Below are 23,811 nucleotides of genomic sequence, written 5' to 3'. Positions count from 1 at the left end.
GCATTCAGGAAAAGATGAAAACTTAGGCAGGAGAAGTTTCCGCTTTCTTGCTGCGGGTAATCAGATAACCACCAAGGCCCGCCATAAGACCGCAAGGAATAGCATTACTTGCGGCTATCAGAAGAGTTGCGGCAACGGGGCCAATGGCTTGTGCACTTAGAGCTCCGAGGGCTGCAAGGCCACTGGAACATGTCACTAAAGGAGCGGCAATAGCGCCAACGCCACCCATCAGCATCGCGCAAATATTACGTTTGAAGAAGCCGGAAACACCTTTCTCATCATCAAACCTGTTGCCGAATAGCATGCGGCTTATTCCTTTTCCAAGCATTGCGCCAGTGGTGGCGCCTGCAGCGGAGTTCAAAAGGTGGGCACCAACACCTGCGGCCATAATTGCTCCCATAGATGCTTTTGTGAAGCATAGAGCGGTGATCAGTGGTATTCCTGCACCAAAAGGAGTTGCACCTAGGGCCAGACCAGCAGCGGCACAGGCGAAGGCAATGAGAAGGCCAGGGTGCTTTACAATAAACCTTGCAGCAGTTTGGATTGCAGAACAGCAACGCTCAAAAATCGCTTTCCCATCTATTTTACCTGCAGCACTCTTCATCATCTGCACAGGTGTGCACTCTTTGATAGTTGTCAGAGCTTCTTTGACGAAAGTCGGAGCCTTCTGAAGTGTTCTCTGGATTGATCCGCCGATTCTGTCCATGGTTTATCCCTCAATGTGTATTTTCCGTATCTGTATGTTTTGAAACCTCTTAGAGTTATAAGTTGCAGTTAGGTCGACCAAGGTCGTGCGGTTGAGCTGTTAGACCAAGGTGCTAAAAAGCAGAGCTTAGGAAGCAAATAACAAGGAAAAAACACCCGAAAAATGTGCCAGATTTCTGTGGCTATAACTTTGGTCTTACGTCGTGGAAAAGCATTCAAGGGATGAAATGATTGCAACCACTAACCATGCGTCTTTACAGAATATTTATGCTTTAAAACTGCGAAAATCCGATATTGCGCTGCCGTCGTCTTTGAGAGAATATGCGCCGCCGTGACCTATATGTAGTGCTTTTCTGTTCTCTCTGCACAATATGTAGTTTGCTTGCCTCTTCCTTTGCCTTATATCCGGAGCTGTATCATATGACTGATATCATCAAGCGCGATGGCTCGCGCCAGCGTTTCGACGAAAGCCGAATCGTCAAAGCTGTGGCCTGTGCCATGAATGATGCCGGTCTGAAAGATGATGATTTTGCTCGCTCGGTTGCTCATCAGGTGCACCATGCTTTTGAAGAGCAGGAGACTGTGGATATCTATGATCTGCAGGCAAAAGTTGAGAATGTGATGATGCGCAGCCGTTATAAAGATGCGGCCCGCTGTTATATCGAGTTCCGTCGTACCCGGGATATTGAGCGCGAATCCCGCAACTCCCTGAACAGAGAAATTCTCGGCATTATCAATCAGGATAATGAGCAGCTTCTGAACGAGAATGCCAACAAAGACAGCAAGATCATTCCTACCCAGCGAGATCTTCTGGCAGGGGTTGTTGCCCGTCATTACGCCCGCCAGCATATCCTGCCTCGACATGTATCTGAGGCTCATGACCGCGGCGAGATTCATTATCACGATCTGGATTATTCCCCATTCTTTCCCATGTTTAACTGCATGCTGATTGATGTAGAAGGCATGCTGAAGAACGGCTTTAAAATGGGCAATGCGGAGATTGAAGAGCCGCGCTCCATTCTTACGGCTACTGCCATTACCGCCCAGATTATTGCCCAGGTTTCCAGCCACATTTATGGCGGTACCAGCATTAACGAGATTGACCGTATCCATGCTCCTTTTGTGCGCAAAACTTATGACAAGCACCTTGAGCAGGGCATGCACTGGATTGGTGACGAAGAGAAAGCCAAAGCTTACGCACTGGAAAGAACAGAGAAAGATTGTTTTGATGCTTATCAGGCGCTGGAGTATGAAATCAATACTCTACACACCGCCAATGGCCAGACTCCTTTCGTAACCTTTGGTTTTGGTCTGGGGACCAGCTGGGAAGAGCGACTGGTGCAGCAATCTATTCTCAGAAATCGTATCCGTGGTCTGGGCCGCAATAAGAAAACTCCAATTTTCCCCAAACTGGTATTCGCGATTCGTAAGGGCGTGAACTTTGATAAAGAAGATCCGAACTACGATATCAAGCAACTGGCTCTGGAATGCGCCAGCAAGCGCATGTACCCGGATATCCTGAACTACGACAAACTGGTAGAAGTGACAGGCAGCTTTAAAACTCCGATGGGTTGTCGTTCATTCCTGGGTGTGTACGAAGAGAATGGTCAACTTGTTCACGATGGCCGTAACAACCTTGGTGTTGTTTCTATGAACCTGCCTCGTGTGGCCTTGGAAAGTAAGGGCGACGAAAAGCGTTTCTATGAAATTCTGGATCAGCGTCTGGCGGTAGCCAAAGATGCTCTGATGAGCCGTATTCACCGCCTGGATAATGTTCCAGCCAGTGTTGCTCCTATCCTTTATGTAGAAGGTGCCTGCGGTGTTCGTCTTAAGCCAACAGATAAAATCAGCGAAGTCTTCAAGAATGGCCGGGCCAGTATCTCTCTGGGTTATATCGGTGTTCACGAAACTATTAACGCTCTGTTTGGCGACAAGCATATTTACGACTGCAACCAGCTGCAGCAAAAGGGCGTAGAAGTTGTTGAATATCTGCGTAAGGCTGTGGATCGCTGGAAAGAAGAAACTGGTTATGGTTTCAGCCTGTACTCAACTCCCAGCGAAAGCCTGTGTGACCGTTTCTGCCGTCTGGATGAAAAAGAGTTTGGTATTGTTGAAGGTGTGACTGAGAAGGGTTACTACACCAACTCCTTCCACCTTGATGTGGAAATGAAAGTTTCACCTTACGACAAGGTGGATTTCGAAATGGATTACCCAGCCTTCGCCTCCGGTGGTTTCATCTGCTACGGCGAGTTCCCGAATATGCAGAACAACACCAAGGCGCTGGAAAATGTCTGGGACTACACCTACGACAAAGTCCCTTACTACGGAACCAACACTCCAATTGATAACTGCTACAAGTGCGGTTATGAAGGTGAGTTTCTGGCCACTGCACGTGGCTTTGAGTGTCCGTCCTGTAAAAACCGGGATTCCACCAAAATGTCTGTAACCCGTCGTGTGTGTGGATATCTTGGTCAGCCCAACAGTCGTCCGTTTATTAAGGGCAAGCAGGAAGAAGTCACTCGTCGGGTAAAACATCTGTAACCATGAATTATCACAACTACTACCCACTGGATGTTGTGAATGGCGAGGGGACACGCTGTGTCCTCTTCGTCAGCGGTTGCGAACACAAATGTGTTGGCTGTCATAACGCATCCACAATCAAACCGGATTCTGGCCACCCCTATACAGAAGAGCTGGAACAGCAGATTCTGAACGATCTGGGAGACAGTCGCATTCACCGAGATGGTTTATCTCTTTCTGGTGGAGACCCTCTTTACCCTGGAAATCTTGTAGATATTGGCCGGCTGGTTCGCCGGGCTAAAGAGATGTATCCGGAGAAAGATATCTGGATGTGGACCGGTTATGAGATTCAGGATCTCAATGAAGAGCAGAAGGCCGTAGTTGAGTACGTTGATGTTCTGATCGATGGCCCTTATGTGCAGGAAAAGAGAAACCTCAATCTTCCCTGGCGGGGAAGCAGTAACCAGAGAGTTCTTCGAAGAAGTGAAGGGCAGTTGTAGGATCTGATCATCCTTTTATGGTGCTATTTATTTATGGCACTATGCGACCAGTGACATCTATAGATCGCTAATATTAATAAAAGGAATAGATAACATGGATGCTCAGGCTGTTTATGATGCCCCGCAAAGTCAGTTGGATTCACAAAAACAAGAGTTCTGCACACCTACCTTCTTTGCTGTTAATGGACGTATCGGGAGATTACGTTACCTTGCCTATTACGGTGCTGTGATGTTGCTGATGGTTCTGTTTGGTGCAGGGAGCGCTCTTATGACTGAGTCGGTCAATGGGATTATCAGTGGAATGCTTGTTGCGGGTGTTTATTTAAGCGCTGCCATTGGAAGTTTTGTTTTTATTATCCGTCGCTTAAATGACTTGGAACTCTCAGGCTGGCTTAGCCTTCTGAATCTTATTCCCTTTGTGAATATGATTCTGTTTCTGGTGCTGGTGTTTGCGCCCGGAACAAAAGGAGATAACAAGTATGGCCCGCCACCTGCAGCCAATAGTGCGCTCACTGTGATTGCTGGTTTGATACTGCCCGCCATCGCTATTGTCGGTATTCTTGCTGCCGTAGCTATACCTCAGTATCAGGAATATGTGCAGCGGGCGCAGAGCACTTATCAGCAATAATTTCCTATAAGGGAGATGTTTCCAGAGATTCTCCCTTCTCTTTCCATTCCTTTAACCCTCCCTTGAAGTGGCGAACCGTTCTATACCCTTGTTTAACCGCATAATCGGCAGCTTTAAACCAGGCAGAACACTGTGGGCCACCACAATAAACCACAATCATTTCGGTTTTATTGGATGGAAGGGCTCGATTCTCATCTTTCTTTATCAGTGCTGGTAGTGACAGTGCTCCGGGGATATGGCCTTTGCTGTAAGTTTCCGGACTGTTGGCATCGATCAAAGTCACAGTTTTTTCATCCATCGCCTGCTTAAGTTCTGGAAGCTTTATGGCCGGGTATCGATCGTTATAGAGCTTCCAGGTTTCTGAAAGAGGCTGTGGTGCCGCTGCTGCGAGTTCAATAGTCGTTGTGAAAATAAACAGAACCAGCAGAAAAACTGCTCTGGGAATAGGGAACACGGAGATATCTCCAAAGAAATCCGATGAGCAGTATAGACACGCCTTTGCAATGTAAGGGGTGATATAATCGGGCAATTTCCAGTTGTACGTTCTCAGAATCCATGTCCCTAGACAGTTATTCTTCTCGTTTTGGTGGTGCTCGGCGCCTGTATGGCAGTGATGTTTCCGATAAGCTGCGTAATGCTCATATCTGTGTGATCGGTATTGGGGGGGTTGGCTCCTGGGCGGCGGAAGCTCTGGCCAGAACCGGAGTGGGCTCAGTCACCCTGATTGATCTTGATGATATCTGTGTTACCAACACCAATCGGCAGATTCATGCGCTGAAAGAAACCATCGGACAATCTAAAATTGCGGTTATGGCTGATCGCATGCGAGCTATCAATCCGGATATCAATGTTTACGAGATTGATGACTTTGTCACCGATGATAACGTGGGCGAGTACCTTGATCAGCGTTTTGACTATGTGCTGGATGCGATCGACAGCTTCCGGGTGAAGGCGGCCATTATTGCCCACTGCAAACGTAATAAAGTCCCGGTGATTACCGTGGGGGCTGCAGGCGGGTTGGTGGACCCCTTGAAAATCAGGGTTACAGACCTGACAAAAACTTTTCAGGACCCGCTGGCGAAAAAGGTAAAGGATTTCCTCCGTTACCGATATAATTTTTCGAAGAATAGCAAGCGTCGTTTTGCCGTTGAGTGTGTGTTCTCTGAAGAGGCCGCTCGCTACCCGCAACCTGATGGCTCTGTGTGCGAGAAAAAGCCGGGAGCAACAGGGGATATGGAGTCCATGAAAATGGATTGTGCCAATGGGTTTGGCGCAGCAACAATGGTTACAGCGACGTTCGGGTTTGTAGCGGTTTCAAGGATCATAGAAAAGCTGACCCGAAAGCTGGAACGCTCTTAATACAGTTGTCATAGAGTAGTAAACCGATAACGCTTGTCACAGAGGAAGGCAGCCAGAGTTGTCCTGGCTGGAATACAGGCATGAGAATAAAGAAAGCGGTTGCCAGAATAGTGAATCTGTATCGCCAGTATGGCGGAGAAAACTATGGTGAGGATATCACCCAGCTGGAGCATGCACTTCAGGCGGCTGATCTTGCTATAGCGGATGGACGTGATGAAGAAATCATTGCGGCTGCGTTTCTTCACGATATTGGCCACTTGCTCGAAATAGACGGTGTTGAGCCGATGGGAAACTATGGAGCTGTTGCTCATGACCGCCTGGGTGCTGACTATCTTCTAAATATCGGTTTTCCTGAAAGGGTTTCGACTCTTGTAGCCAGCCATGTGCAGGCCAAGCGATATCTGTGTGCTATTGAACCTGGTTATGAAGACCAGCTCTCAGAGGCCAGCAAAGAAACATTACGCTGGCAGGGCGGCGTGATGACTATGGATGAAGTCTCAGATTTCAGCAGTCGTGGTGATCTTGAAGAGGTTCTGGCCTTGCGTCGTTATGATGAGCAGGCCAAAGAGCAGGGTAAAAAGTCAGATAATCTGCATGATGTTGAGGACATTCTTTATCGGGTTCTCAGCCAGCAGGAAGCTGTTGCCTGATTCCCCATAGAATTCAGACCATATCTTTCCAGCCTCCCCGAGGCTGGGCTGTCCCTGAGCGAAAATGAGAAAAACCATTCTTATCCTGCAAGCTCAAGGCGGTGTAATAATCATCTTTGAATAACTCTGGCATTTCTTCTTTCATAGCGGCATGGCACAACCCGGTCGTCAGTTCGCTCATTTCGTTAAGGGAACTGGAGAGGGATTCAAGTGCTTTTTTCTCAGCTTTGCCACGACGGGTGTCATCTTCAAGAAGTTCGCTTTTGCGAAAACCAACTGCTGTTTGCAGCCCTCCGATAATCAGGAATAGCTGATAAGATCTCATCACCTGAGAGCCTTCAAACTCCTCGAGTTCTTCGTCGCTTAAGGTGAGTTTGATTTCTGCCAGCCCGGTATTTGGATCATCAGAAACTTTGCGGGCATTGAGGGTTATGCCATGTTCTTCTACAGCTGTTTTTACTACATTCAGATTTGTTCCTGAGACTGTGGATTCTGGTTTCAGGAGTTTCTCAATAACTTTATTTCCCTCGCCGTCCAGCAAACTGTACTTCTTATCCATCTTCTGTACTTGGCTCAGGAGTTTTTTCAGATGTTTTGGGTATTGGCTTCGGGATTGGAAGTCATCAACCCTTGAAGACCGTCTGGTTCTGTGAGTTTCCCGGTGTCCGGGAAGAAAAGATTGGCTGATTCTTTTCAGCTTTCTCATGGCCGTGCCGGGTTCATAATGTATCTTTTTCTTCAGCCACTGAACCATATCGTTCCATTGGCTTGTTACCTGTTTGGCCAGAGATATTTTACGTTTGGTTATTGGAGTGGTGAGGTGAGCACCCTGTTTTAATGAGGCGACATTTGGCTCATGGCGAGTGACTGAGGCTCCCTGAGGTGTAGTACCTTCTTCAATAAAAGATGTCTCAGCTTCACCGGAAGTAGAAGGTGTGTCCGGACGACGAAACGTAGTCAGCTCTATCGGTGTCTGTTTTGGCGGGATCGGCTTTGGCATACCGGCCTCTGAAATCCTTTTCTGCTTTTATTTTAGACAGACAGAGAATTTCAGAGGTGGCTTGGTTGGAAAGTATTTCAAAAAACTCTTATTTCAGGGAAATTACTGGCCACTCCCGTTCTTGGGCTATCGCTTTGAGTTTGTCATCAGGGTCAACAGCAACGGGGTGTTTCACCTTTTCCAGAAGGGGCAGGTCATTCATTGAGTCGCTATAGAACCAGCATTCTTCCATCTTAAATTCAGGCCTGTCCTTCAACCATTCTTCGAAGCGGGTGATTTTTCCTTCCCGAAAAGTGGGGATACCAACGGTGTTGCCGGTATAGCGACCATTAACCACTTCTACTTCTATTGCCAGGCGATGTTCAATGCCTATGGCATCAATAATTGGATCGACAACAAATTGATTGGTGGCAGTAATCACTAGCAATTCATGGCCTTGCTGACGATGTTTTTCCAATAGTGCGGCAACGCCAGGTTTAATCAGTGGCTGAATATGATGAGCGATAAACTCTTTGCGCAGTTCATACATAAATTCAGGATCATTATCAGCCAGAGGCTTCAGGGAAAACTCCAGATACTCTTCAAGGTTCAAAGTGCCCTGTTTGTACTGGGAATAAAAATAATCGTTGGCTTTGCGGAACTCTTCCGGATTTACCACCTTCTTTTCTACCAGAAACTCGCCCCAGGCATGATCACTGTCGGTATCAATAAGGGTGTGGTCAAGATCAAAGATAGCTACGGTCACCGGAGTTCCTCTGCAATAGTCTTAATCAGTGGCAATCATAACTACCTCAAAGGCCATGAGCCATATCCCGTTTGTGACTATATTTGTCTTTCTCAGGTTTTAAAGGCAGGAATGTCATACGTGTTTTTGCAGATTTTGTGCTTTTGCAAATTTAATGCCGAATAAGCATTAGTGGTTTGCCGAACCATCACCCTTGTGGAACAATGCAGGTAATAGACTTTGCCAGGATAGCCTCGTGATTGATTCTGATGGATTCCGGCCTAATGTCGGCATCATCCTCACGAATACGTGTGGACAGGTGCTTTGGGCCAAGCGAATCGGACAGGATGCGTGGCAGTTTCCCCAGGGTGGTATAAACGGTGATGAAACACCGGAAGAAGCCATGTACCGGGAGCTTTATGAAGAAGTGGGACTGGAACCGGAGGATGTCAGGATACTTGCCTGCACCCGGGGCTGGTTGCGCTACAGGCTTCCGCGCCGATTGGTGAGAAGAGACAGTCGGCCATTGTGTATTGGGCAGAAGCAGAAGTGGTTTTTGCTGCAACTGACCAGTGCCGATGAGCGGGTACGGGTGAATCTTTCGGATTCGCCGGAGTTTGATGGTTGGCGATGGGTCAGCTACTGGTATCCGGTTGGTCAAGTGGTAACGTTCAAACGGGATGTTTACCGCAGGGCCATGAAAGAGCTGGCTCCAAGACTGTTGCAGGTTTTGGGTTCTTCATAACAAGCAGTAAACAGTGCGCAAGTACTGCTTTGCATGCGGGAAAAATACGAGGGGGATAGGGCGGAGCATGTTGAGCACACTGCGAAGAATCGTCCAGGAAGTAGGTGCTGCCAGAGATCTTCAGGCAGCGCTGGACGTGATTGTTCGCAGTGTTCGCATGGCCATGTGCACAGAGGTGTGCTCCGTTTATCTCTACGATGAAGAGACCAGTCGCTATACCCTGATGGCTTCTGAAGGTTTGAATCGCAAGGCTGTTGGTCGGGTGACTTTATCCCGTTCCGAAGGTCTTGTGGGGCAGGTTGGCCTTCGGGAGGAACCCATCAACCTGGAAGATGCTGCTTCGCATCCCAAGTTCCGTTACCTCAAAGAAACCGGGGAGGAGCGTTTTCGCTCCTTCCTCGGTGTTCCTATTATTCATCAGCGCAGTCTGCTCGGGGTTCTGGTTGTTCAGCAGAATGCGCAACGTCGCTTTGATGAAAGCGAAGAATCTTTTCTGGTCACCATGTCGGCCCAGCTGGCCGGGGTGATCGCCCACGCAGAAGCCACTGGCTCTCTGCATTTTCCTGAATCTGTACATGAACGTCCCCGGCAATCCCGTTTTGTCGGTGTCGCTGGTTCTCCGGGAATTGCTATTGGTTCAGCGGTGGTTTTAGCTCCGCCAGCGGATCTTAGTGCTGTTCCGGATAAAGACACTGATGATATTGAAGGTGAAAAACAGGCCTTCTTTGAAGCTCTGGTCAGCGTTCGGGAGCAGATGAAATCAACGGCCGATAAGTTGGCCGATCAGGTGCCAGCCGAAGAGCAGGCATTGTTTGATGTTTACCTTCGCATGCTTGATGACAATGCCTTGGGTGCAGAAATAGCTGCTGTCATAGATAAAGGGCAATGGGCACAGGGAGCACTCAAGCAGGTTATAGAAGAGCATGTTCGCCATTTCGAGCTGATGGAAGACCCTTACCTGCGTGAGCGGGCTGTGGATATCCGTGATCTTGGCCGCCGGGTTCTTTCTGTTCTTCAACAGCATCAGCAGGATGAAGTTGTCTGGCCGGAGCAGGCCATTGTTATCAGCGAAGAATTAACGCCAGGAATGCTGGGGGAGATTCCCCGGGATAAACTGGTTGGTCTGGTTTCTGTGCAGGGTTCTGGGAATTCCCATGTTGCAATATTGGCTCGGGCTATGGGGGTTCCGACCATTATGGGCGCGGTCGATTTGCCTTGGGAACGCATGAACAATCGTGAGCTGATTGTTGATGGCAACCTTGGACGCGTTTACGCATCGCCTTCACCTGAGTTGCTGGCTCAGTACCGCAACTTGATTCATGAAGAAAAGGCCTTTGTTGAAGGTCTGGAATCCCTGAAAGATGAGCCTTGTATAACCCCGGATCATTATCGTTTGCCGCTGTGGGTGAATACCGGGTTGATGACCGATACGGTGCGTTCCCTGGATCAGGGAGCCGAAGGTGTTGGTTTATACCGGACAGAAGTTCCCTTTATGATCCGGGAACAGTTCCCCAGTGAAAAAGAGCAGGAAGAGATTTATCGGGAACAGTTGAGAACCTTCCACCCCCGGCCTGTGACGATTCGTACGCTGGATATTGGTGGCGATAAATCCCTGAGTTATTTCCCCATTAAGGAAGAAAACCCATTCCTTGGCTGGCGGGGGATTCGGGTAACTCTGGATCATCCGGAAATCTTTCTGGTGCAGGTGCGTGCAATGTTGAAAGCCAGCGTTGGGCTGGATAATCTGCGCATTATGTTGCCTATGATTTCTGGTGTGCCGGAAGTCGAAGAGGCGCTGTACCTTATTCACCGGGCTTACCATGAAGTTCTTGGTGAAGGTTTAGAGATTCAGCTGCCGCCTGTAGGGGTAATGATTGAAGTTCCGGCTGCGGTTTATCAGGTGGCAGATTTTGCCCGCAGGGTAGATTTTTTATCCATCGGTAGTAATGACCTGACCCAGTATATTCTTGCCGTGGATCGCAATAACCCACGGGTTGCCGATCTCTATCACAGCTTCCATCCGGCGGTTTTGCATGCTTTGCAAAAGGTTGTTAGTGATGCCCACGAAGAAGGGAAGCCGGTTTCAATATGTGGGGAAATGGCTGGTGACCCGGCAGCAGCTGTTTTGTTGATGGCCATGGGTTTTGATGTTCTTTCCATGAATGCCACTAACCTGCCTCGGGTTAAGTGGGCGTTACGCAATATGCCTCTCGAGCAATCCAAAGAGCTACTCGCAGAAGTTCTGAATATGGATAACCCTCGGGTTATTCGCAGTGCTGTAGAGCTGGCCTTACGCCATCGTGGGCTGGATAAAGTTCTTGGTAATCGTGCTGATTTGAACTGACGTTTCTCCCTCAGTTATCTAAATTGATTCTGTAGCTCTCTGATTAAGATTGCAGGAACAGTTATGCCGATACAAAGAATCACTCTGGTGGGTGGAACCCATGGCAATGAATTAACGGGAGTGGTTCTTGTTAATAAGTTTGCCAGCCAAAATACCTTTACCTCAACCTCTATTCCTGTTCACACAGTTATTGCCAATCCTAGAGCTGTAGAGGCGGGGACACGGTTTATTGATCATGACCTGAACCGGTGTTTTACCGAGGGTATTCTTCAGGAGCAGGACAATTCCTGTTACGAATATATTCGTGCCAGAGAGTTAATGCCTGAACTCAGTACTGACGGTAATTTCATCATTGATCTGCACAGCACTACTGCCAATATGGGCGTAACACTGATTGTTCGATCTGGCTGTGATTTAACCCTGCGAGCTGTAGCCTCGTTAAAACAATTATTCCCGGAAATTTATATTCTGGTGGGTGGTGGTAAAGTCTCTCCGGCAACAATTAACAGCCTGAGTCCTACCGGGTTAACTGTTGAAGTGGGTTCTGTAGCAAATGGAGTGGTAAGAACTGACTTTCTTCAAAAAACAGAAGCCGTTGTGCATAAATTGATAGAGTTTCTTGAACTCTCTGTTTCCGGTCAGGAACTAGCAGTTCCTAAATGTGTGGAGATTTTCAGAACCCGCGAGAGAATTGCCTACCCAAAAGACACTGAAGGGAACATTTCAGCTTATATTCATCCCAAACTTCAGGATCGGGATTATCTGGAGTTAAAAAACCGAGATTTGGCCTTCCTTTCTCTAGCAGGGGAGGAGGTTCCTTATCAGGGTGAGGCGGGTTATCCGGTGTTTATAAATGAAGCTGCATATTACAAAGAAAATGTAGCCTTTATCATGACCCAGAAAGAAAAGCTGCTTTTGGATACATGATCCCCGCCAAAGGGGCTGTGGCAGGTTTCTCTGTTAATGATGTTATGCCTGCTAACAAACTTTAATCAGCGGTAATAAAACCCAGAATCTTCTTGTCTAGATGCACTTCGTTTCTATCTATAGCAGGTGAAAGGAGTGGCATCCGCGATTCCGAAAAGCTCCAGAAAAGAGGGTATCCCCCAGTCTTTCCTAATCCAACGAAAAGATCTTGATGAGTCAGAAGTGGCGGGGTTCGACAGAAAAATAAAAGGTACCAGTGGGATTGTCCATTTACCTTCCGGTGTTTCAGCTGACATACCAAAGCAGTGGGAGAAATTACCGGTTATGACTGCTCGGGAAATCAGAAAAAGTGAAGGGCGGGTTTCTCTGGAAACCTTTATTAAGGATCGAAATCTTAAGTGTGATCCACTGGTGTTTGATGATCCGGGTAAGCTCGCATATGAGTTAACCTGTGATCAGATTCAAGGAACAGATTTTTCACCATTAAGTCCTGTTAGGGCAGGGGCTGTATTAAAAAGTATTGAAAATACTATCCCTGATTTAACTATTGTCCACCAGAGCAACTCAAGCTTTCATAACCTTGCAGCTTGCACGATTAACTGCAAAGTGCGCCATGAAGGTTTTTACCACTTCAATCCGGGAGGAAATGAAAGGGGCAGAGTGACAGCCTCTGTTATCACACTAAAACCCACTGGAAATAGCTGGGGCTTCTGTGCTCACATGCTTGGCAATTTATTGAAACGTGCAGACCTGGCTGGAGAAATCTACAAAGGTAAAATTGCCCATCCAACACAATTTATATGGCATCCGGCGCCATTGGTTCTGTATCTATCCAGACGCTTTCCTTCTCCAGTTTTGATTGAAACCCTTGAACAAAATAAAGAAGACATGAGCCCTGTTGGTGATACTTCATTAACAGGGTGCAAAGTTATTCATGGCTGGATAAGTCATACCCATGTCAGGCCAGATGATGCTGGGTGTCAGCCATTGGCGCGGGCAAGAGTTATGGTAGTGGGTGCTCGGATAGGGGGCGACCCTGAAGGTATTATCTCCGCAGGAGCTGATGTCGCAGGATATGATGTCCACAATCCAGAGTACCTGAAAGCACCCACATGCCAGAAACTTGCTCTGCAGCACTGGGTTCACTGGAGTCTAAGGGAACCAGGCATTCTTGGTAGAAAGGAGTATTCAGAGAATAACGGGCTTTTAGAAATACAGGTTTTGTCCCAATTGTCGGGTGTTATGGTTGAGTCATCATATTCCATAAACAGAGAAGGTGATGTGGAAGCTTCCGGGATTCTTTTTCGCCAGAACTGGCCGGTTGAAGAAATGGGAGCTCCTGCCCACTTACCAGATAAAGCACAAAAACCTGTGCAGGTTTTATCATTTGGAATTCAGGCAGAGTTTCGAATGGCATTTTTACAGACTTTCGCCAGCCCACTGGCGCAGAAGCTTTTAATAGGTTCCTCTTGGCAGCTTCGAGGTGTCAACGGAGGGGCTGAAGATGGTTTCGAGTTGGGAATCGTGGGAACCAATGAAGAAGTTTACCCTGTGCTTAAAGAAGTCATTCAACTTGTTTGCGGTAACTGGTGTAGTCAGCAAGTGATTGCAGGAGAGAAGCCTGTGCAGAACGGTATCGGATATTACGAGGCTCCGTTCTTTTATTCAGCATTTGGCCGTAGATCTCTGAATCACCACATATTGAATTTTGTTGAAACTCACAGTAGAGGTGGATGTAAAACTGGTGTGAAGCACCTGACAGATCTGGCGCTTTTTGGTCTGGGATATACCTTGCATGACCCTTCACGTTTAAGACCTGAGGTTTGTGATCCTCAACTTTTTGCCGCCCATGAGCAGATAAGCCAAGCTTTAACCGTGAATTATGGTAAGCGATGAAGATTCATAACTAACCCGCATCTCTAATGCTGACCATGTTCCCGTAATTCACGGTCAAAAGAGCAATGCTTTTTGGGGTTAAGCACATTAGTATCTGGCGTAAAAAAGAAAAGCTGTCTTATGTCTTCTACGCGCCCTGTGTACAACACGCTTTCCCAAGCTGTGAATCGCTATTTCACAGACAATCATCTGGATAAAACCGGCACCTCAGAGCTTTATCAAAAAGTCTTCGTTATTCTCGCCCTGCATGTAAGCAGCTACTTACTACTGTTAAGCCTGCCTTCTCCCTGGGGATGGTTTGTCTGGTTATTTCACGGGTTAACTACATGCCTGGTGGGTTTTAATATCATGCACGACGGTGGGCACGACAGTCTGACCCCCAATAAGAAGCTTAATCTTCTCGCTGCCAGAACATTTAACCTTATCGGTTCTCATGCTTATTACTGGCGGCAGAAACACAACCTGAGTCATCATTCTTTTACCAATATCAAAGGGGTTGATGAGGATATTGAATCCTTTGGCATGCTGCGTATGAGTCCTCACCAGCAGCGTCGTTGGTTCCATCGTTTTCAGCATATTTATGTATGGCTGATGTATCCGACGGTTAGCCTGATATGGTTTTTCTTTCTGGATTACAAGGCGTACTTCAGTGAGAAAATCGCTGAGCGAAATTACTCTAAGCCTTACGGAGCAAATGAATCATTACTGTTCTGGTGCAGTAAGGTTGGTTATATCGCTATGTATATTGCCATCCCCGTTTGGTTGCTTGGTTGGGAATCGGCATTAATTGGTTTTCTGATAATGCACGCTGTGATGAGTACAGTGTTCACCGTCGTATTTCAGCTGGCTCATGTTGTGGATAAAGCAGAGTTTCCTGAACTTGGTAACGATGGTCAGCTGAAAGAAGAATGGGCGCTGCACCAATTAAAAACCACAGTTGATTTTGCCCCTGGCAGCCGGTTTTTAACCTGGAGTCTGGGAGGGTTGAACTTTCAGACCGAACATCACTTGTTTCCTCGCATTAGTCATGCCCATTACCCCGAGCTGTACCGCATCGTGCGTCAGGCATGCCGTCAGAACAACTATCAGCATAGAGTCTATCCAACGCTATGGAGTGCACTGCTTGGGCACTATCGGCACTTAAGAAATATGGGTAAAGCAGAAAGCTCTTATCGGCAGGTTGAATACAGCTCCTGAAATTTGAGGAGCTGTATTCGTTTCAAGCTTCAACGACAGTTTGCTGGCAGGTAGGTGGTAGAGTCAAAACCGTAGGCTGAATGGTTCTCGCAGATCCACTCCATATTCCCATTGGTGACAGATGGTGTCAGCCAGAGAATACCGTCTGTACTGGCGGCCCACTGGTCAGTGCCGCCATACCAGACTTCCAGGTGGCCACCACTGCCATTGCCTTCCCACCATTTCACTTTGCTGACTTCGAATGGAGTGACATTGCCAGAATTGTCCATAAAGGTAATGGAGGATGTGGGGAATTCATTGTTTACGGAATAGAGCTCAACAATTTCTGCTTTCGCTCCCGTGGCTAATTGTAGCCCTTCTGCGACAAGACTTCTGCGGGTGTAATCCTGATAGGCGGGAATAGCGATTGCTGCCAAGATTCCGATAATGGCGACAACAATCATTAACTCAATAAGCGTGAAGCCTTTTATAAGGTTTTTTCTGTCCATGAGGAGCCTTCATCCTTGTGACCGTTGCTTTTATTTAAGCTTATATTTCCCCAATTGGTTCTTACGTTGCTGTTTTCTCTGGGATAAGATCAAGCTCACGGGATGAAATAACAGCAAGAATAAAATTATGTCCTCATATGATTTCGTGATTATCGGTGGCGGCTCTGCCGGTTGTGTTCTGGCTAACAGGCTTTCAGCCAATGGCCAATACAGCGTTTGCCTCCTGGAAGCCGGTCGCGATGGCAAGTCTGCACTTATCGATACTCCCATGGGTATTCTCGGATTGATGAATACTGGCCGCTATAACTGGCAGTTCCAGGGAGAGGCGGAGCCTTCCCAGAATAACCGCTCTCATTACTGTCCCAGAGGTAAGGCTCTGGGGGGCAGCAGTGCCATCAATGCCATGCTGTATATTCGCGGTCAGAAAGAAGATTATGAAGGTTGGACACCTTCCGGTAACCCGGAATGGACATTCGATGATCTGTTGCCTTATTTCAAACGCAGCATGCATCAGGAACGTGGAGAGAGTGAACTCCATGGGGTTGATGGACCTTTAAATGTTAGCGATGCGCCGTATCGCCACCCTGTGGCAGAACGTTTTGTTATGGCGGCAGTGGAAGCAGGTCATGCCTATAACCCGGACTTTAATGGTCCTGACCAGAATGGCATGGGCTGGTATCAGCTCACTATGAAAAATGGTGAACGTTGCAGTGCCGCTCGGGCTTATCTTTTTCCCATCGAAGATCGTGAAAATCTCACCATTATTTCTCAGGCTTATGCCACCCGAATTTTATTTGATGGCAAGCGTGCCGTAGGTGTTGAGTATGAGCATCAGGGTAAAAACCAGACTGTTGAAGTAAAGAGAGAAGTTTTACTGTGTGCCGGTGCGGTACAAAGTCCACAGCTGTTAATGCTTTCCGGTGTTGGTGACCCTGATGAACTTGGCAAACACGGTATTTCCGTCGTTCACCCATTAAAAGGTGTGGGCAAAAATCTGCAGGAACACGCTGACGCTGTTTTGGTTCAGCGCAGGAAGAAGCATGACAGTGTGTCTCTGCATCCTCTGCAACTGATGACTCAAGGCGGCGAGTTCTGGAAGTACTGGCGTCATCGCAAAGGTTTGCTGAGTATGCCGCCGGTAGAGGCTGGTGGATTTATGAAATCAGATCCTTCGTTGGATCGTCCTGACCTGCAGGTTCAATGCATTCCTGCCTTATTTGATGACCATGGCCGTAACTTCCGGTTGATGATGGGCTGGGGTTACTCGGTACATATCAATTTGCTGCGCCCGAAAAGCCGGGGCGCATTAACTCTGAACAGTGCTGACCCGAAAGATAAACCAAAGCTTCAGTTCAACATGATGTCGCATCCTGATGATGTGGCATTAATGACTAAGGGAATTCGCATGATGCGGGAAGTATTTGCCGCTCCCGCGTTTGAAGAGTTCAAGGGCGAAGAGGTTTTTCCCGGCAGTCAGGCTCAAAGCGATGAAGAGCTGGCGGAGTTTATTCGTGAAAGGGGCGGCCATGTTTATCACCCTGCATGCACCTGCAAAATGGGTGAAGACGAAGAGGCCGTGGTTGATTACCGGTTAAGAGTGCACGGTATGGAGAATTTGCGGGTTGTGGATATCTCTATTCTGCCAGATCTTATCAGCGGTAATACCAATGCTCCGGCAGTCGCTATTGGCGAAAAGGCTTCAGATATGATTCTTGCTGATACTCAGGAACCAGAAAAAGCACAACGGGAAAGAGTTGAACAGAAGCCGATTGTTGCGAAGAGGGTCAGGCAGGGCGAGCTCGAGCTGTAGGTTGGGTTAGCCGCAAAGCGGCGTAACCCAACAACTATGAAAACCTATTAAGATAAAACAGCTTTGGTATTAGCTAACCAAAGCCCAGGCATAGACAGCTTTTCATGAAAAGCCTGTTCCAGCTCCCCATCAACATCGTACTGTTGTTCGTGCCAGTTCATGCTGCCATCCCGCTTAAGAATCAGGGCAACACTGTTGCGGGTTCCATAGGCGGGAGAATGAATAAAACATGGCGACAACATGCGCTCCCAGACTGGGTCGACCCCGGTATCTGGAATCTGGTCATCGGGCGGACGATGTTCATCGTGTAGTAATTTAATCAAATGCTTGGGGTGAATTTCGTTGTTGGCTATCGCTTGCTTTAAGTGTTTTTTCAGGCGACGTACTTTTGGCCAGGGGGTATTCAGCAAGCCATTGCTTAATCCATACAGCCCTGGCTCAAGCTGGCGGACAATATTTTCCCGATTGGAGTAGTACCACAGGCCCGTGTTATCCCCCAGTAAAAGATTGAACCCTGCATAATGCTGGTGCCGGGTGTGTACCTGCTTTAAAAAATCTTCTGCAGAAATATCAGTATTCAGGAAGCCACTGGTCAGTTCTCCACGGGAACGCTCACCGCTTGAGTCCAGCTCTCTGAAATTAGTAATGGCAGCCAAGCGACCTTTGGTACTGGCAGCCAGCCAGGTTCCTCCGGCTCTGAGATCAACGCCTCCAAATATGTCGGGATGTTTCTCCCAGAAGTGAGCCTTCCGGGTCGGTCGCTGGTAGAATTCATCGCGGTTGGACAACATGATCAGAGGATGATCACTGTCCGGGTCCCAGTTAAGGGCTATCAGGCACATGGCTTAATCTGCTTCTTATAGATGTACTTTCATCTACGTACACTACACGACAAGGGATTCAGGTGCGATTTATTCATATAACGGCTTCATAAAAGAGCGATGGATTATATAACGTGGAATTTTTAGGGTATCTGGTTACCGGAGCCGCGGCAGGAACACTAGCTGGGCTTTTTGGTGTAGGCGGTGGACTGATTATAGTGCCGGCGCTGGTGTTTGCGTTTACTCTGCTTGGCCTTTCTCCGGAATATATTACTCACCTTGCGGTGGGAACCTCTCTGGCAACCATTATTCCTACCTCCCTCAGTTCCACTTTCAGCCATAACAAAAATGGCAATGTGTTCTGGCCCGGCGTAAAACTTCTGGCTCCGGGAATTATGCTGGGTGCCTGGCTGGGTGTTGCTATTGCCGTTCAGCTAAGCAGCGCGTCTTTACAGTTGATTATCGGTATTGGTGCCATTCTTATTGGCTTTCGTTTGTTGTTCAGCAAGAAAGAAGACAAAGGCGGGCAGGGAGCTTTACCTGCACCACCACTGATGTTTACTGGCGGAACTATGATCGGATTAATCTCCGCCATCTTTGGTATTGGAGGCGGTTCTTTAACAGTTCCTTTCCTCACTCGCTTTGGTATGGGAATGAAGTGGGCTGTAGGTACGTCGGCAGCCTGCGGTGTTCCTATTGCCGTGATGGGAGCTGTGGCCAATATTGTTTTGGGAGAGAATATCGAAGGCCTGCCTGAGCTGAGTACCGGCCTTGTGTACTGGCCAGCGTTTGCCGGTATAGTACTGATGAGTGTTCCCTTTGCCCGTTTGGGCGCCAAGCTGGCTAATCGTTTACCAGCGGATGTTTTGCGTCGTTTGTTTGCCTGTTTGCTGTTTGTTGTCGGGCTGAAATTTATTTTAGGAAGTTGAGGACAGGGTGTGATTTCGTATCCCGATATCAATCCAATTGCTCTGGAACTGGGGCCGCTGAAGGTTCACTGGTATGGACTGATGTATCTTCTGGCATTTGCTGGTGCGTGGTTTCTGGGAAGCCGGCGCTGCAAAAAGTCTGGAGGTCTATGGAATCAGGACCAGCTCTCAGATCTGATTTTTTATGGCTCCATAGGTGTGGTTCTTGGTGGCCGCTTTGGCTATGTGCTGTTCTACAACTTTGATTATTTCCTGCAGAATCCACTCTGGCTATTCCGCATTGATCAGGGCGGTATGTCTTTCCACGGCGGTATGCTTGGCGTGTTTGTGGCGATGTATCTTTATTGTCGCAAGATTGGCAAATCCTTTTTCCAGACCACCGATTTTATTGCCCCGCTCGTTCCCTTTGGTTTGGGGGCTGGCCGTATAGGTAACTTTATTGGTGGCGAACTGTGGGGTCGCGCCAGTGATGTGCCCTGGGCAATGATTTTCCCAACCGACCCGGCACAGATTGCCCGTCATCCATCCCAGCTGTACCAGTTCTTTATTGAAGGTGTGGTGATCTTCTCCATTCTCTGGTGGTTCTCTTCAAAGGCTCGCCCAAGAATGGCCGTGTCTGGGCTGTTCCTGATCCTTTACGGCTGCGGACGTATATTTGCCGAGTTCTTCCGTCAGCCTGACCCGCAGTTAGGTTATCTGGCCTGGGACTGGCTCACCATGGGGCAGATTCTGAGCCTGCCAATGGTGCTTATTGGTATCGGATTTATGGTTTACGCCTATCAGAAAAAACCTCTGGTGGACGGTATGAACAGTGATGATCGTGCCTGGCTGCAAGTGGCTTCAACCCAAAAGAAGCAGGCTGAAAAGGCAGCTAAGCAAGCTCGCAAGAAAGGATAAGAGCATGAAACAGTACCTGGATCTGATGCGCCATGTGAAAGAGACTGGCGTATACAAAGGGGATCGTACCGGCACCGGCACCTACAGCGTGTTTGGTTACCAGATGCGTTTTGATCTGGCGAAAGGCTTCCCACTGGTTACCACTAAAAAGTGTCACCTGCGCTCTATCATCCATGAGTTGCTGTGGTTTCTGAAAGGTGAAACCAATATTGGTTACCTGAAAGAAAATGGCGTTTCTATCTGGGATGAATGGGCAACGGAAGAGGGTGAACTTGGGCCAGTTTACGGCAAGCAGTGGCGCAGCTGGGAAGGGCCAAATGGTGAAGTTGTCGATCAGATTGCTGACCTGATTAACGAGATTAAAACCAACCCAAACTCTCGCCGCCTGGTTGTTTCCGCCTGGAACCCAACTGTACTGCCTGATGTTTCTGTAAGCCCGAAAGAAAACGCGGCACAGAACCGACAGGCTCTGCCTCCTTGTCACTGCCTGTTCCAGTTTTATGTTTTGGATGGAAAGCTCTCTTGCCAGCTGTATCAGCGCAGCGCGGATATCTTTTTGGGTGTTCCGTTTAATATTGCCAGCTATGCGCTGCTGACCATGATGATTGCTCAGGTGTGTGATCTGGAACTGGGAGACTTCGTGCACACCTTTGGCGATGCGCATCTTTACTCCAATCATATGGAGCAGGTGGAAGAACAGCTGTCCCGCGAACCTTTGCCTTTACCTGAGATGAAACTGAACCCAGCCATTAAAGACCTATTTGACTTCGCCTTTGATGATTTTGAGCTGGTGGGTTATCAGGCTCACGCTCATATCAAAGCGCCGGTGGCGGTTTAACTGAGTTAGTTGTTGTGTGGGTGTGGGCGGTTTCCCGGGTTATCTTCTAACTCGGGAGCGCGCCTGCAGCACTCCTTGAGCATTGGATAAATACAGGGAATAACAAACGCACAGCCCAGCAAAAACTTAATGCCCCACTGTCCATAGTTATATCCTTCTACACTACCTTCCCCAGCCTGTTGCGGCTGATTGGTTTCTTCTGCTTCTGCCAGTTTAAGCAGGCTGAACACAGCTATAACGTATAAAGAACGTCCTGCGAAAGACAGATTTCTTAAAAATCCTGATCCATTCGAGTTAACTGCGGGAGCAGTCGAGTTGGAAGGCATGTGTGTGCTAATGGCGTTCATTTTTATCAGTCCGCAGGAGTAGGTAGATTTAGGCAAAATAGGGAAAGAAGTGTTCCCGATTGATAACTATCTTGTTATCCCAGTGTCGTACTGCTCAATGCTTGACTCGCAAAGGATAAACTTTCTAACCCTCCTGTTTGTGAACTTTGTTTCTGGTCCTTGTCTCAGATAGATACTTTTTAAAGATCTACTGGGCTGAAATTATGGAAGTAAAACCTTTAACAAAAGCACCTTACCAATCTGAGCTTTCAGAAAAAGTTGTTTCTGAAGATTCAAAAGCGTCGGCACCCTGGGGGCGCACTTCAGTGACTCCTGTTGCCGGTAAAATGTGTTTATTAATTAAAGTGCTGTCCGGTATATCTGTAAGTCTGGCCAAGCGCGCTATTTCTTCGTGTCTGACATACTCTCTCTGGCTCCCTTGTCGTTTAGCCACTCCATTTATCGACTGCTGCAATAAACGCCCATTATTGTTTGGCAAGCCTGTCAGTTTATGGCGACAGGCCACGACTCTTCTTTGGAAACTGGAGACTCATGGGTTTATTCCTAAGCGCTTCGATATAGTCAGTGAAAATAAAGAAACAGGAAATGTTATTGTCAGAAGCAGTCTGCCGCTTGATAAGAACGGTTCTTTAGCTATTGACCAAATACTCGAAGAGCTGAATACAAAGCTTGGGCGCACGGGAACAAATAAGCTGACGATCAATGATATTCATCTGGACCTGTATACCCTGCAGAATCGTGTTTGTGAGCATGAAGAGTGGGAAAGGCTGGAAAAGGAAGTGGGAACTCTTCAAAAGCAAAACGTTTCCATAAGCTTCAAGCCTTCACCTATAACTGGCACCGCTATGGGGCCAATCAAATGTCTTCCTGAAACTTTACAGGGCTGGTATCAAAAGTATGTTCCCTACTACCTGACCTGGACTCATTTCACTGGACTGGTTGATAAGCTTCTTCAGCAGCAGTCAAAGCCAAGGTCAGACGGAAAAATAAGAGTCAGCCTGTTGCACTGTGCCCATGGTATAGACAGAACCGGGATGCTTTCTGGTGCTATTAAAATGAGTGAAGGTGCAACCTATAAAGAAGCCAGAGAAGAAGCGTGCAGGTTTGCTCAAACAAGGCCGGGATATAATGATCTCGACAGCTTTGCTCATCACGGCTTGCAGAACTTTGCCCTTTTGTTGAAAGCCAATGGCAAAGGCGAACATCTGGGGGATCTGGGTTGGGACTACCATCACAAGATTCGCCAGACAAAGAAAGACTGAGACTTGATGGCTATGAGCAGGCGGGAATATAATGAAATTCTCGTCGTATAACCTCAGTGATAAGGTCTGAGGGTCTCTACCAGAATCCGTAAAATTCTGATTACGAAGAGTTAAGCAATCTCTATGCTTTTCTCTTTGTATGTCGTGCCGTATTTCGTAATACAAACCGAAAAGCTTTTATTCACTGGATAACGAGCTGAGCATGAAACAGTTTATTGATGGATTACCCAAGGTTGAACTGCATCTCCATATCGAAGGCACCCTTGAGCCAGAGATGATGTTTGCGCTGGCAAAGCGTAATAACATTGAAATTCCCTTTCAAACTCCTCAGGAAGTTCGTGACGCTTATCGCTTCCATAACCTGCAGTCCTTTTTGGATATCTACTACCAGGGCGCCAATGTTCTGATTACAGAGCAGGATTTTTATGATCTGACCTGGGCTTATCTCGAGCATTGCAAAACAGATAATGTGATTCACACCGAGATTTTCTTTGATCCTCAGACTCATACCAGCCGTGGCATCAGCTTTGATACTGTGATTAATGGTATCCACAAAGCTTTTAAGCAGGGCGAAAAACAACTTGGGATTACCAGTAAAATCATTATGTGTTTCCTGCGTCATCTTGATGAAGAGTCTGCCATGGAAACGCTGGTTCAGGCACTGCCACATAAAGATAAGATTATTGGCGTAGGGCTGGATTCTTCCGAGATCGGCCACCCTCCACAGGAGTTTGAGCGAGTTTTTGCCCAGGCCCGGGAGCAAGGCTTTTTAGCGGTTTCTCATGCAGGAGAAGAAGGTCCTGCCCAGAATATTGTTGATACGCTGGATTTGCTGAAAACAGATCGGATTGACCACGGCGTTCGCTGTGCCGAAAGTGATGAACTGGTTCAGCAGCTTGCCAAAGACAGAACACCTTTAACGGTGTGTCCGCTATCCAATACCAGCCTGAAAGTGTTCGAGACAATGGATCAGCACAATATTGTTGATCTGTTGCGTAAAGGGCTGTGTGTCACCATCAACTCTGATGATCCAGCGTATTTCGGCGGCTATATGAATGACAATTTCAATGCAGTTGCTGAAGCGCACCCCATGAGTGAGCAGGAAGTTGCTCAATTTACTTTCAATGCTATCGAAGCCAGTTTTATTTCAAGTGCTGAGAAGGAAAGGCTTAGGGGGATAACGCAGAATTATTTAGAGACAATGCTAGAAAAAGCATAAAAGAC

Annotated in this window: 23 protein-coding genes, 1 pseudogene and 1 riboswitch; of the genes and pseudogenes, 16 read left to right on the top strand and 8 right to left on the bottom strand. The window is 47.6% G+C overall.

What is annotated here, in order from left to right; genetic code table 11:
• Positions 1-22: 22 nt before the first annotated feature.
• Positions 23-706, bottom strand: a complete 684-nt coding sequence (locus ACY2RR_RS01610) for a hypothetical protein (RefSeq protein ID WP_490106383.1) — start codon at positions 704-706, stop codon at positions 23-25.
• A 419-nt stretch (positions 707-1,125) separates the two neighbouring features.
• On the opposite strand from ACY2RR_RS01610, the gene nrdD reads away from it, so the two are divergent.
• The 3 genes from nrdD (at position 1,126) to ACY2RR_RS01595 (ending at position 4,353) form a co-directional block, all read left to right on the top strand.
• Positions 1,126-3,246: an anaerobic ribonucleoside-triphosphate reductase gene (gene nrdD / locus ACY2RR_RS01605; protein WP_490106382.1), complete on the top strand. Its 2,121-nt coding sequence runs from the start codon at positions 1,126-1,128 to the stop codon at positions 3,244-3,246.
• A gap of 2 nt (positions 3,247-3,248) precedes the next feature.
• Complete coding sequence (nrdG, locus tag ACY2RR_RS01600; protein ID WP_490106381.1) at positions 3,249-3,725, top strand: anaerobic ribonucleoside-triphosphate reductase-activating protein; 477 nt, start codon at positions 3,249-3,251, stop codon at positions 3,723-3,725.
• A 94-nt stretch (positions 3,726-3,819) separates the two neighbouring features.
• Complete coding sequence (locus ACY2RR_RS01595) at positions 3,820-4,353, top strand: DUF805 domain-containing protein (RefSeq protein WP_490106380.1); 534 nt, start codon at positions 3,820-3,822, stop codon at positions 4,351-4,353.
• Between the two features lie 4 nt (positions 4,354-4,357).
• Here the strand turns inward: ACY2RR_RS01595 and ACY2RR_RS01590 are convergent, their stop codons facing one another.
• On the bottom strand, positions 4,358-4,807 hold the full coding sequence (locus ACY2RR_RS01590) for a rhodanese-like domain-containing protein (protein ID WP_490106379.1): 450 nt from the start codon (positions 4,805-4,807) through the stop codon (positions 4,358-4,360).
• 101 nt (positions 4,808-4,908) lie between these two features.
• Between ACY2RR_RS01590 and tcdA the strand changes: the two genes are divergently transcribed.
• Both tcdA and ACY2RR_RS01580 read left to right on the top strand, forming a co-directional pair.
• Positions 4,909-5,712, top strand: a complete 804-nt coding sequence (tcdA, locus tag ACY2RR_RS01585) for a tRNA cyclic N6-threonylcarbamoyladenosine(37) synthase TcdA (RefSeq protein WP_490106378.1) — start codon at positions 4,909-4,911, stop codon at positions 5,710-5,712.
• Between the two features lie 80 nt (positions 5,713-5,792).
• Entirely contained in the window at positions 5,793-6,362 is a 570-nt protein-coding gene (locus ACY2RR_RS01580) for an HD domain-containing protein (protein WP_490106377.1), read from the top strand.
• A gap of 13 nt (positions 6,363-6,375) precedes the next feature.
• Here ACY2RR_RS01580 and ACY2RR_RS01575 read toward each other — a convergent pair whose 3' ends face one another.
• Together ACY2RR_RS01575 and ACY2RR_RS01570 are read right to left on the bottom strand one after the other, a co-directional pair.
• The gene (locus ACY2RR_RS01575) at positions 6,376-7,362 is read right to left on the bottom strand and encodes a hypothetical protein (protein WP_490106376.1); all 987 of its coding nucleotides are present in this window, start codon (positions 7,360-7,362) and stop codon (positions 6,376-6,378) included.
• Between the two features lie 88 nt (positions 7,363-7,450).
• Positions 7,451-8,107, bottom strand: a complete 657-nt coding sequence (locus ACY2RR_RS01570) for a histidinol-phosphatase (protein ID WP_490106375.1) — start codon at positions 8,105-8,107, stop codon at positions 7,451-7,453.
• Between the two features lie 235 nt (positions 8,108-8,342).
• On the opposite strand from ACY2RR_RS01570, the gene rppH reads away from it, so the two are divergent.
• The 5 genes from rppH to ACY2RR_RS01545 all read left to right on the top strand — a co-directional run bounded on the left by rppH (position 8,343) and on the right by ACY2RR_RS01545 (position 15,195).
• Positions 8,343-8,831 carry an RNA pyrophosphohydrolase gene (gene rppH, locus ACY2RR_RS01565; protein ID WP_490106374.1) on the top strand — a complete coding sequence of 163 codons (489 nt, stop codon included), beginning with the start codon at positions 8,343-8,345 and terminating at the stop codon, positions 8,829-8,831.
• A gap of 67 nt (positions 8,832-8,898) precedes the next feature.
• Complete coding sequence (gene ptsP, locus ACY2RR_RS01560; protein WP_490106373.1) at positions 8,899-11,175, top strand: phosphoenolpyruvate--protein phosphotransferase; 2,277 nt, start codon at positions 8,899-8,901, stop codon at positions 11,173-11,175.
• A 63-nt stretch (positions 11,176-11,238) separates the two neighbouring features.
• The gene (locus ACY2RR_RS01555; RefSeq protein ID WP_490106372.1) at positions 11,239-12,102 is read left to right on the top strand and encodes an aspartoacylase; all 864 of its coding nucleotides are present in this window, start codon (positions 11,239-11,241) and stop codon (positions 12,100-12,102) included.
• Positions 12,103-12,237: 135 nt separating this feature from the next.
• Positions 12,238-13,998: a hypothetical protein gene (locus ACY2RR_RS01550; protein ID WP_490106371.1), complete on the top strand. Its 1,761-nt coding sequence runs from the start codon at positions 12,238-12,240 to the stop codon at positions 13,996-13,998.
• A gap of 120 nt (positions 13,999-14,118) precedes the next feature.
• Positions 14,119-15,195, top strand: a complete 1,077-nt coding sequence (locus ACY2RR_RS01545; RefSeq protein WP_490106370.1) for a fatty acid desaturase family protein — start codon at positions 14,119-14,121, stop codon at positions 15,193-15,195.
• A 29-nt stretch (positions 15,196-15,224) separates the two neighbouring features.
• Here the strand turns inward: ACY2RR_RS01545 and ACY2RR_RS01540 are convergent, their stop codons facing one another.
• Positions 15,225-15,596, bottom strand: a complete 372-nt coding sequence (locus tag ACY2RR_RS01540; protein ID WP_490107044.1) for a pilin — start codon at positions 15,594-15,596, stop codon at positions 15,225-15,227.
• Positions 15,572-15,683, bottom strand: a pseudogene (locus ACY2RR_RS01535) (prepilin-type N-terminal cleavage/methylation domain-containing protein); the annotation flags it as partial. The gene ACY2RR_RS01540 and the pseudogene ACY2RR_RS01535, both read right to left, overlap by 25 nt.
• A 127-nt stretch (positions 15,684-15,810) precedes the next feature.
• On the opposite strand from ACY2RR_RS01535, the gene ACY2RR_RS01530 reads away from it, so the two are divergent.
• Positions 15,811-17,493: a GMC family oxidoreductase gene (locus tag ACY2RR_RS01530; protein WP_490106369.1), complete on the top strand. Its 1,683-nt coding sequence runs from the start codon at positions 15,811-15,813 to the stop codon at positions 17,491-17,493.
• 47 nt (positions 17,494-17,540) lie between these two features.
• On the opposite strand, the gene ACY2RR_RS01525 is transcribed toward ACY2RR_RS01530, so the two are convergent.
• The gene (locus ACY2RR_RS01525) at positions 17,541-18,335 is read right to left on the bottom strand and encodes an NRDE family protein (RefSeq protein WP_490106368.1); all 795 of its coding nucleotides are present in this window, start codon (positions 18,333-18,335) and stop codon (positions 17,541-17,543) included.
• A gap of 113 nt (positions 18,336-18,448) precedes the next feature.
• On the opposite strand from ACY2RR_RS01525, the gene ACY2RR_RS01520 reads away from it, so the two are divergent.
• The 3 genes from ACY2RR_RS01520 to ACY2RR_RS01510 are packed head-to-tail and all read left to right on the top strand — an operon-like array spanning position 18,449 to position 20,978.
• Positions 18,449-19,243: a sulfite exporter TauE/SafE family protein gene (locus tag ACY2RR_RS01520; protein ID WP_490106367.1), complete on the top strand. Its 795-nt coding sequence runs from the start codon at positions 18,449-18,451 to the stop codon at positions 19,241-19,243.
• A gap of 9 nt (positions 19,244-19,252) precedes the next feature.
• Positions 19,253-20,140, top strand: coding sequence for a prolipoprotein diacylglyceryl transferase (lgt, locus tag ACY2RR_RS01515; RefSeq protein ID WP_490106366.1), 888 nt, complete (start codon positions 19,253-19,255; stop codon positions 20,138-20,140).
• 4 nt (positions 20,141-20,144) lie between these two features.
• The gene (locus ACY2RR_RS01510; RefSeq protein ID WP_490106365.1) at positions 20,145-20,978 is read left to right on the top strand and encodes a thymidylate synthase; all 834 of its coding nucleotides are present in this window, start codon (positions 20,145-20,147) and stop codon (positions 20,976-20,978) included.
• Positions 20,979-20,983: 5 nt separating this feature from the next.
• Here ACY2RR_RS01510 and ACY2RR_RS01505 read toward each other — a convergent pair whose 3' ends face one another.
• On the bottom strand, positions 20,984-21,325 hold the full coding sequence (locus ACY2RR_RS01505) for a hypothetical protein (RefSeq protein WP_490106364.1): 342 nt from the start codon (positions 21,323-21,325) through the stop codon (positions 20,984-20,986).
• 203 nt (positions 21,326-21,528) lie between these two features.
• On the opposite strand from ACY2RR_RS01505, the gene ACY2RR_RS01500 reads away from it, so the two are divergent.
• Both ACY2RR_RS01500 and ACY2RR_RS01495 read left to right on the top strand, forming a co-directional pair.
• Positions 21,529-22,587 carry a hypothetical protein gene (locus tag ACY2RR_RS01500; protein ID WP_490106363.1) on the top strand — a complete coding sequence of 353 codons (1,059 nt, stop codon included), beginning with the start codon at positions 21,529-21,531 and terminating at the stop codon, positions 22,585-22,587.
• A gap of 23 nt (positions 22,588-22,610) precedes the next feature.
• Positions 22,611-22,710, top strand: a riboswitch (purine riboswitch).
• Positions 22,711-22,789: 79 nt separating this feature from the next.
• Complete coding sequence (locus ACY2RR_RS01495) at positions 22,790-23,806, top strand: adenosine deaminase (RefSeq protein ID WP_490106362.1); 1,017 nt, start codon at positions 22,790-22,792, stop codon at positions 23,804-23,806.
• Positions 23,807-23,811: the final 5 nt, after the last annotated feature.

This window comes from Parendozoicomonas sp. 2304DJ65-17 (assembly GCF_058148445.1).
Note: the sequence above shows the minus strand (reverse complement) of the source record. Positions and strands in the feature narration are given on the sequence as shown.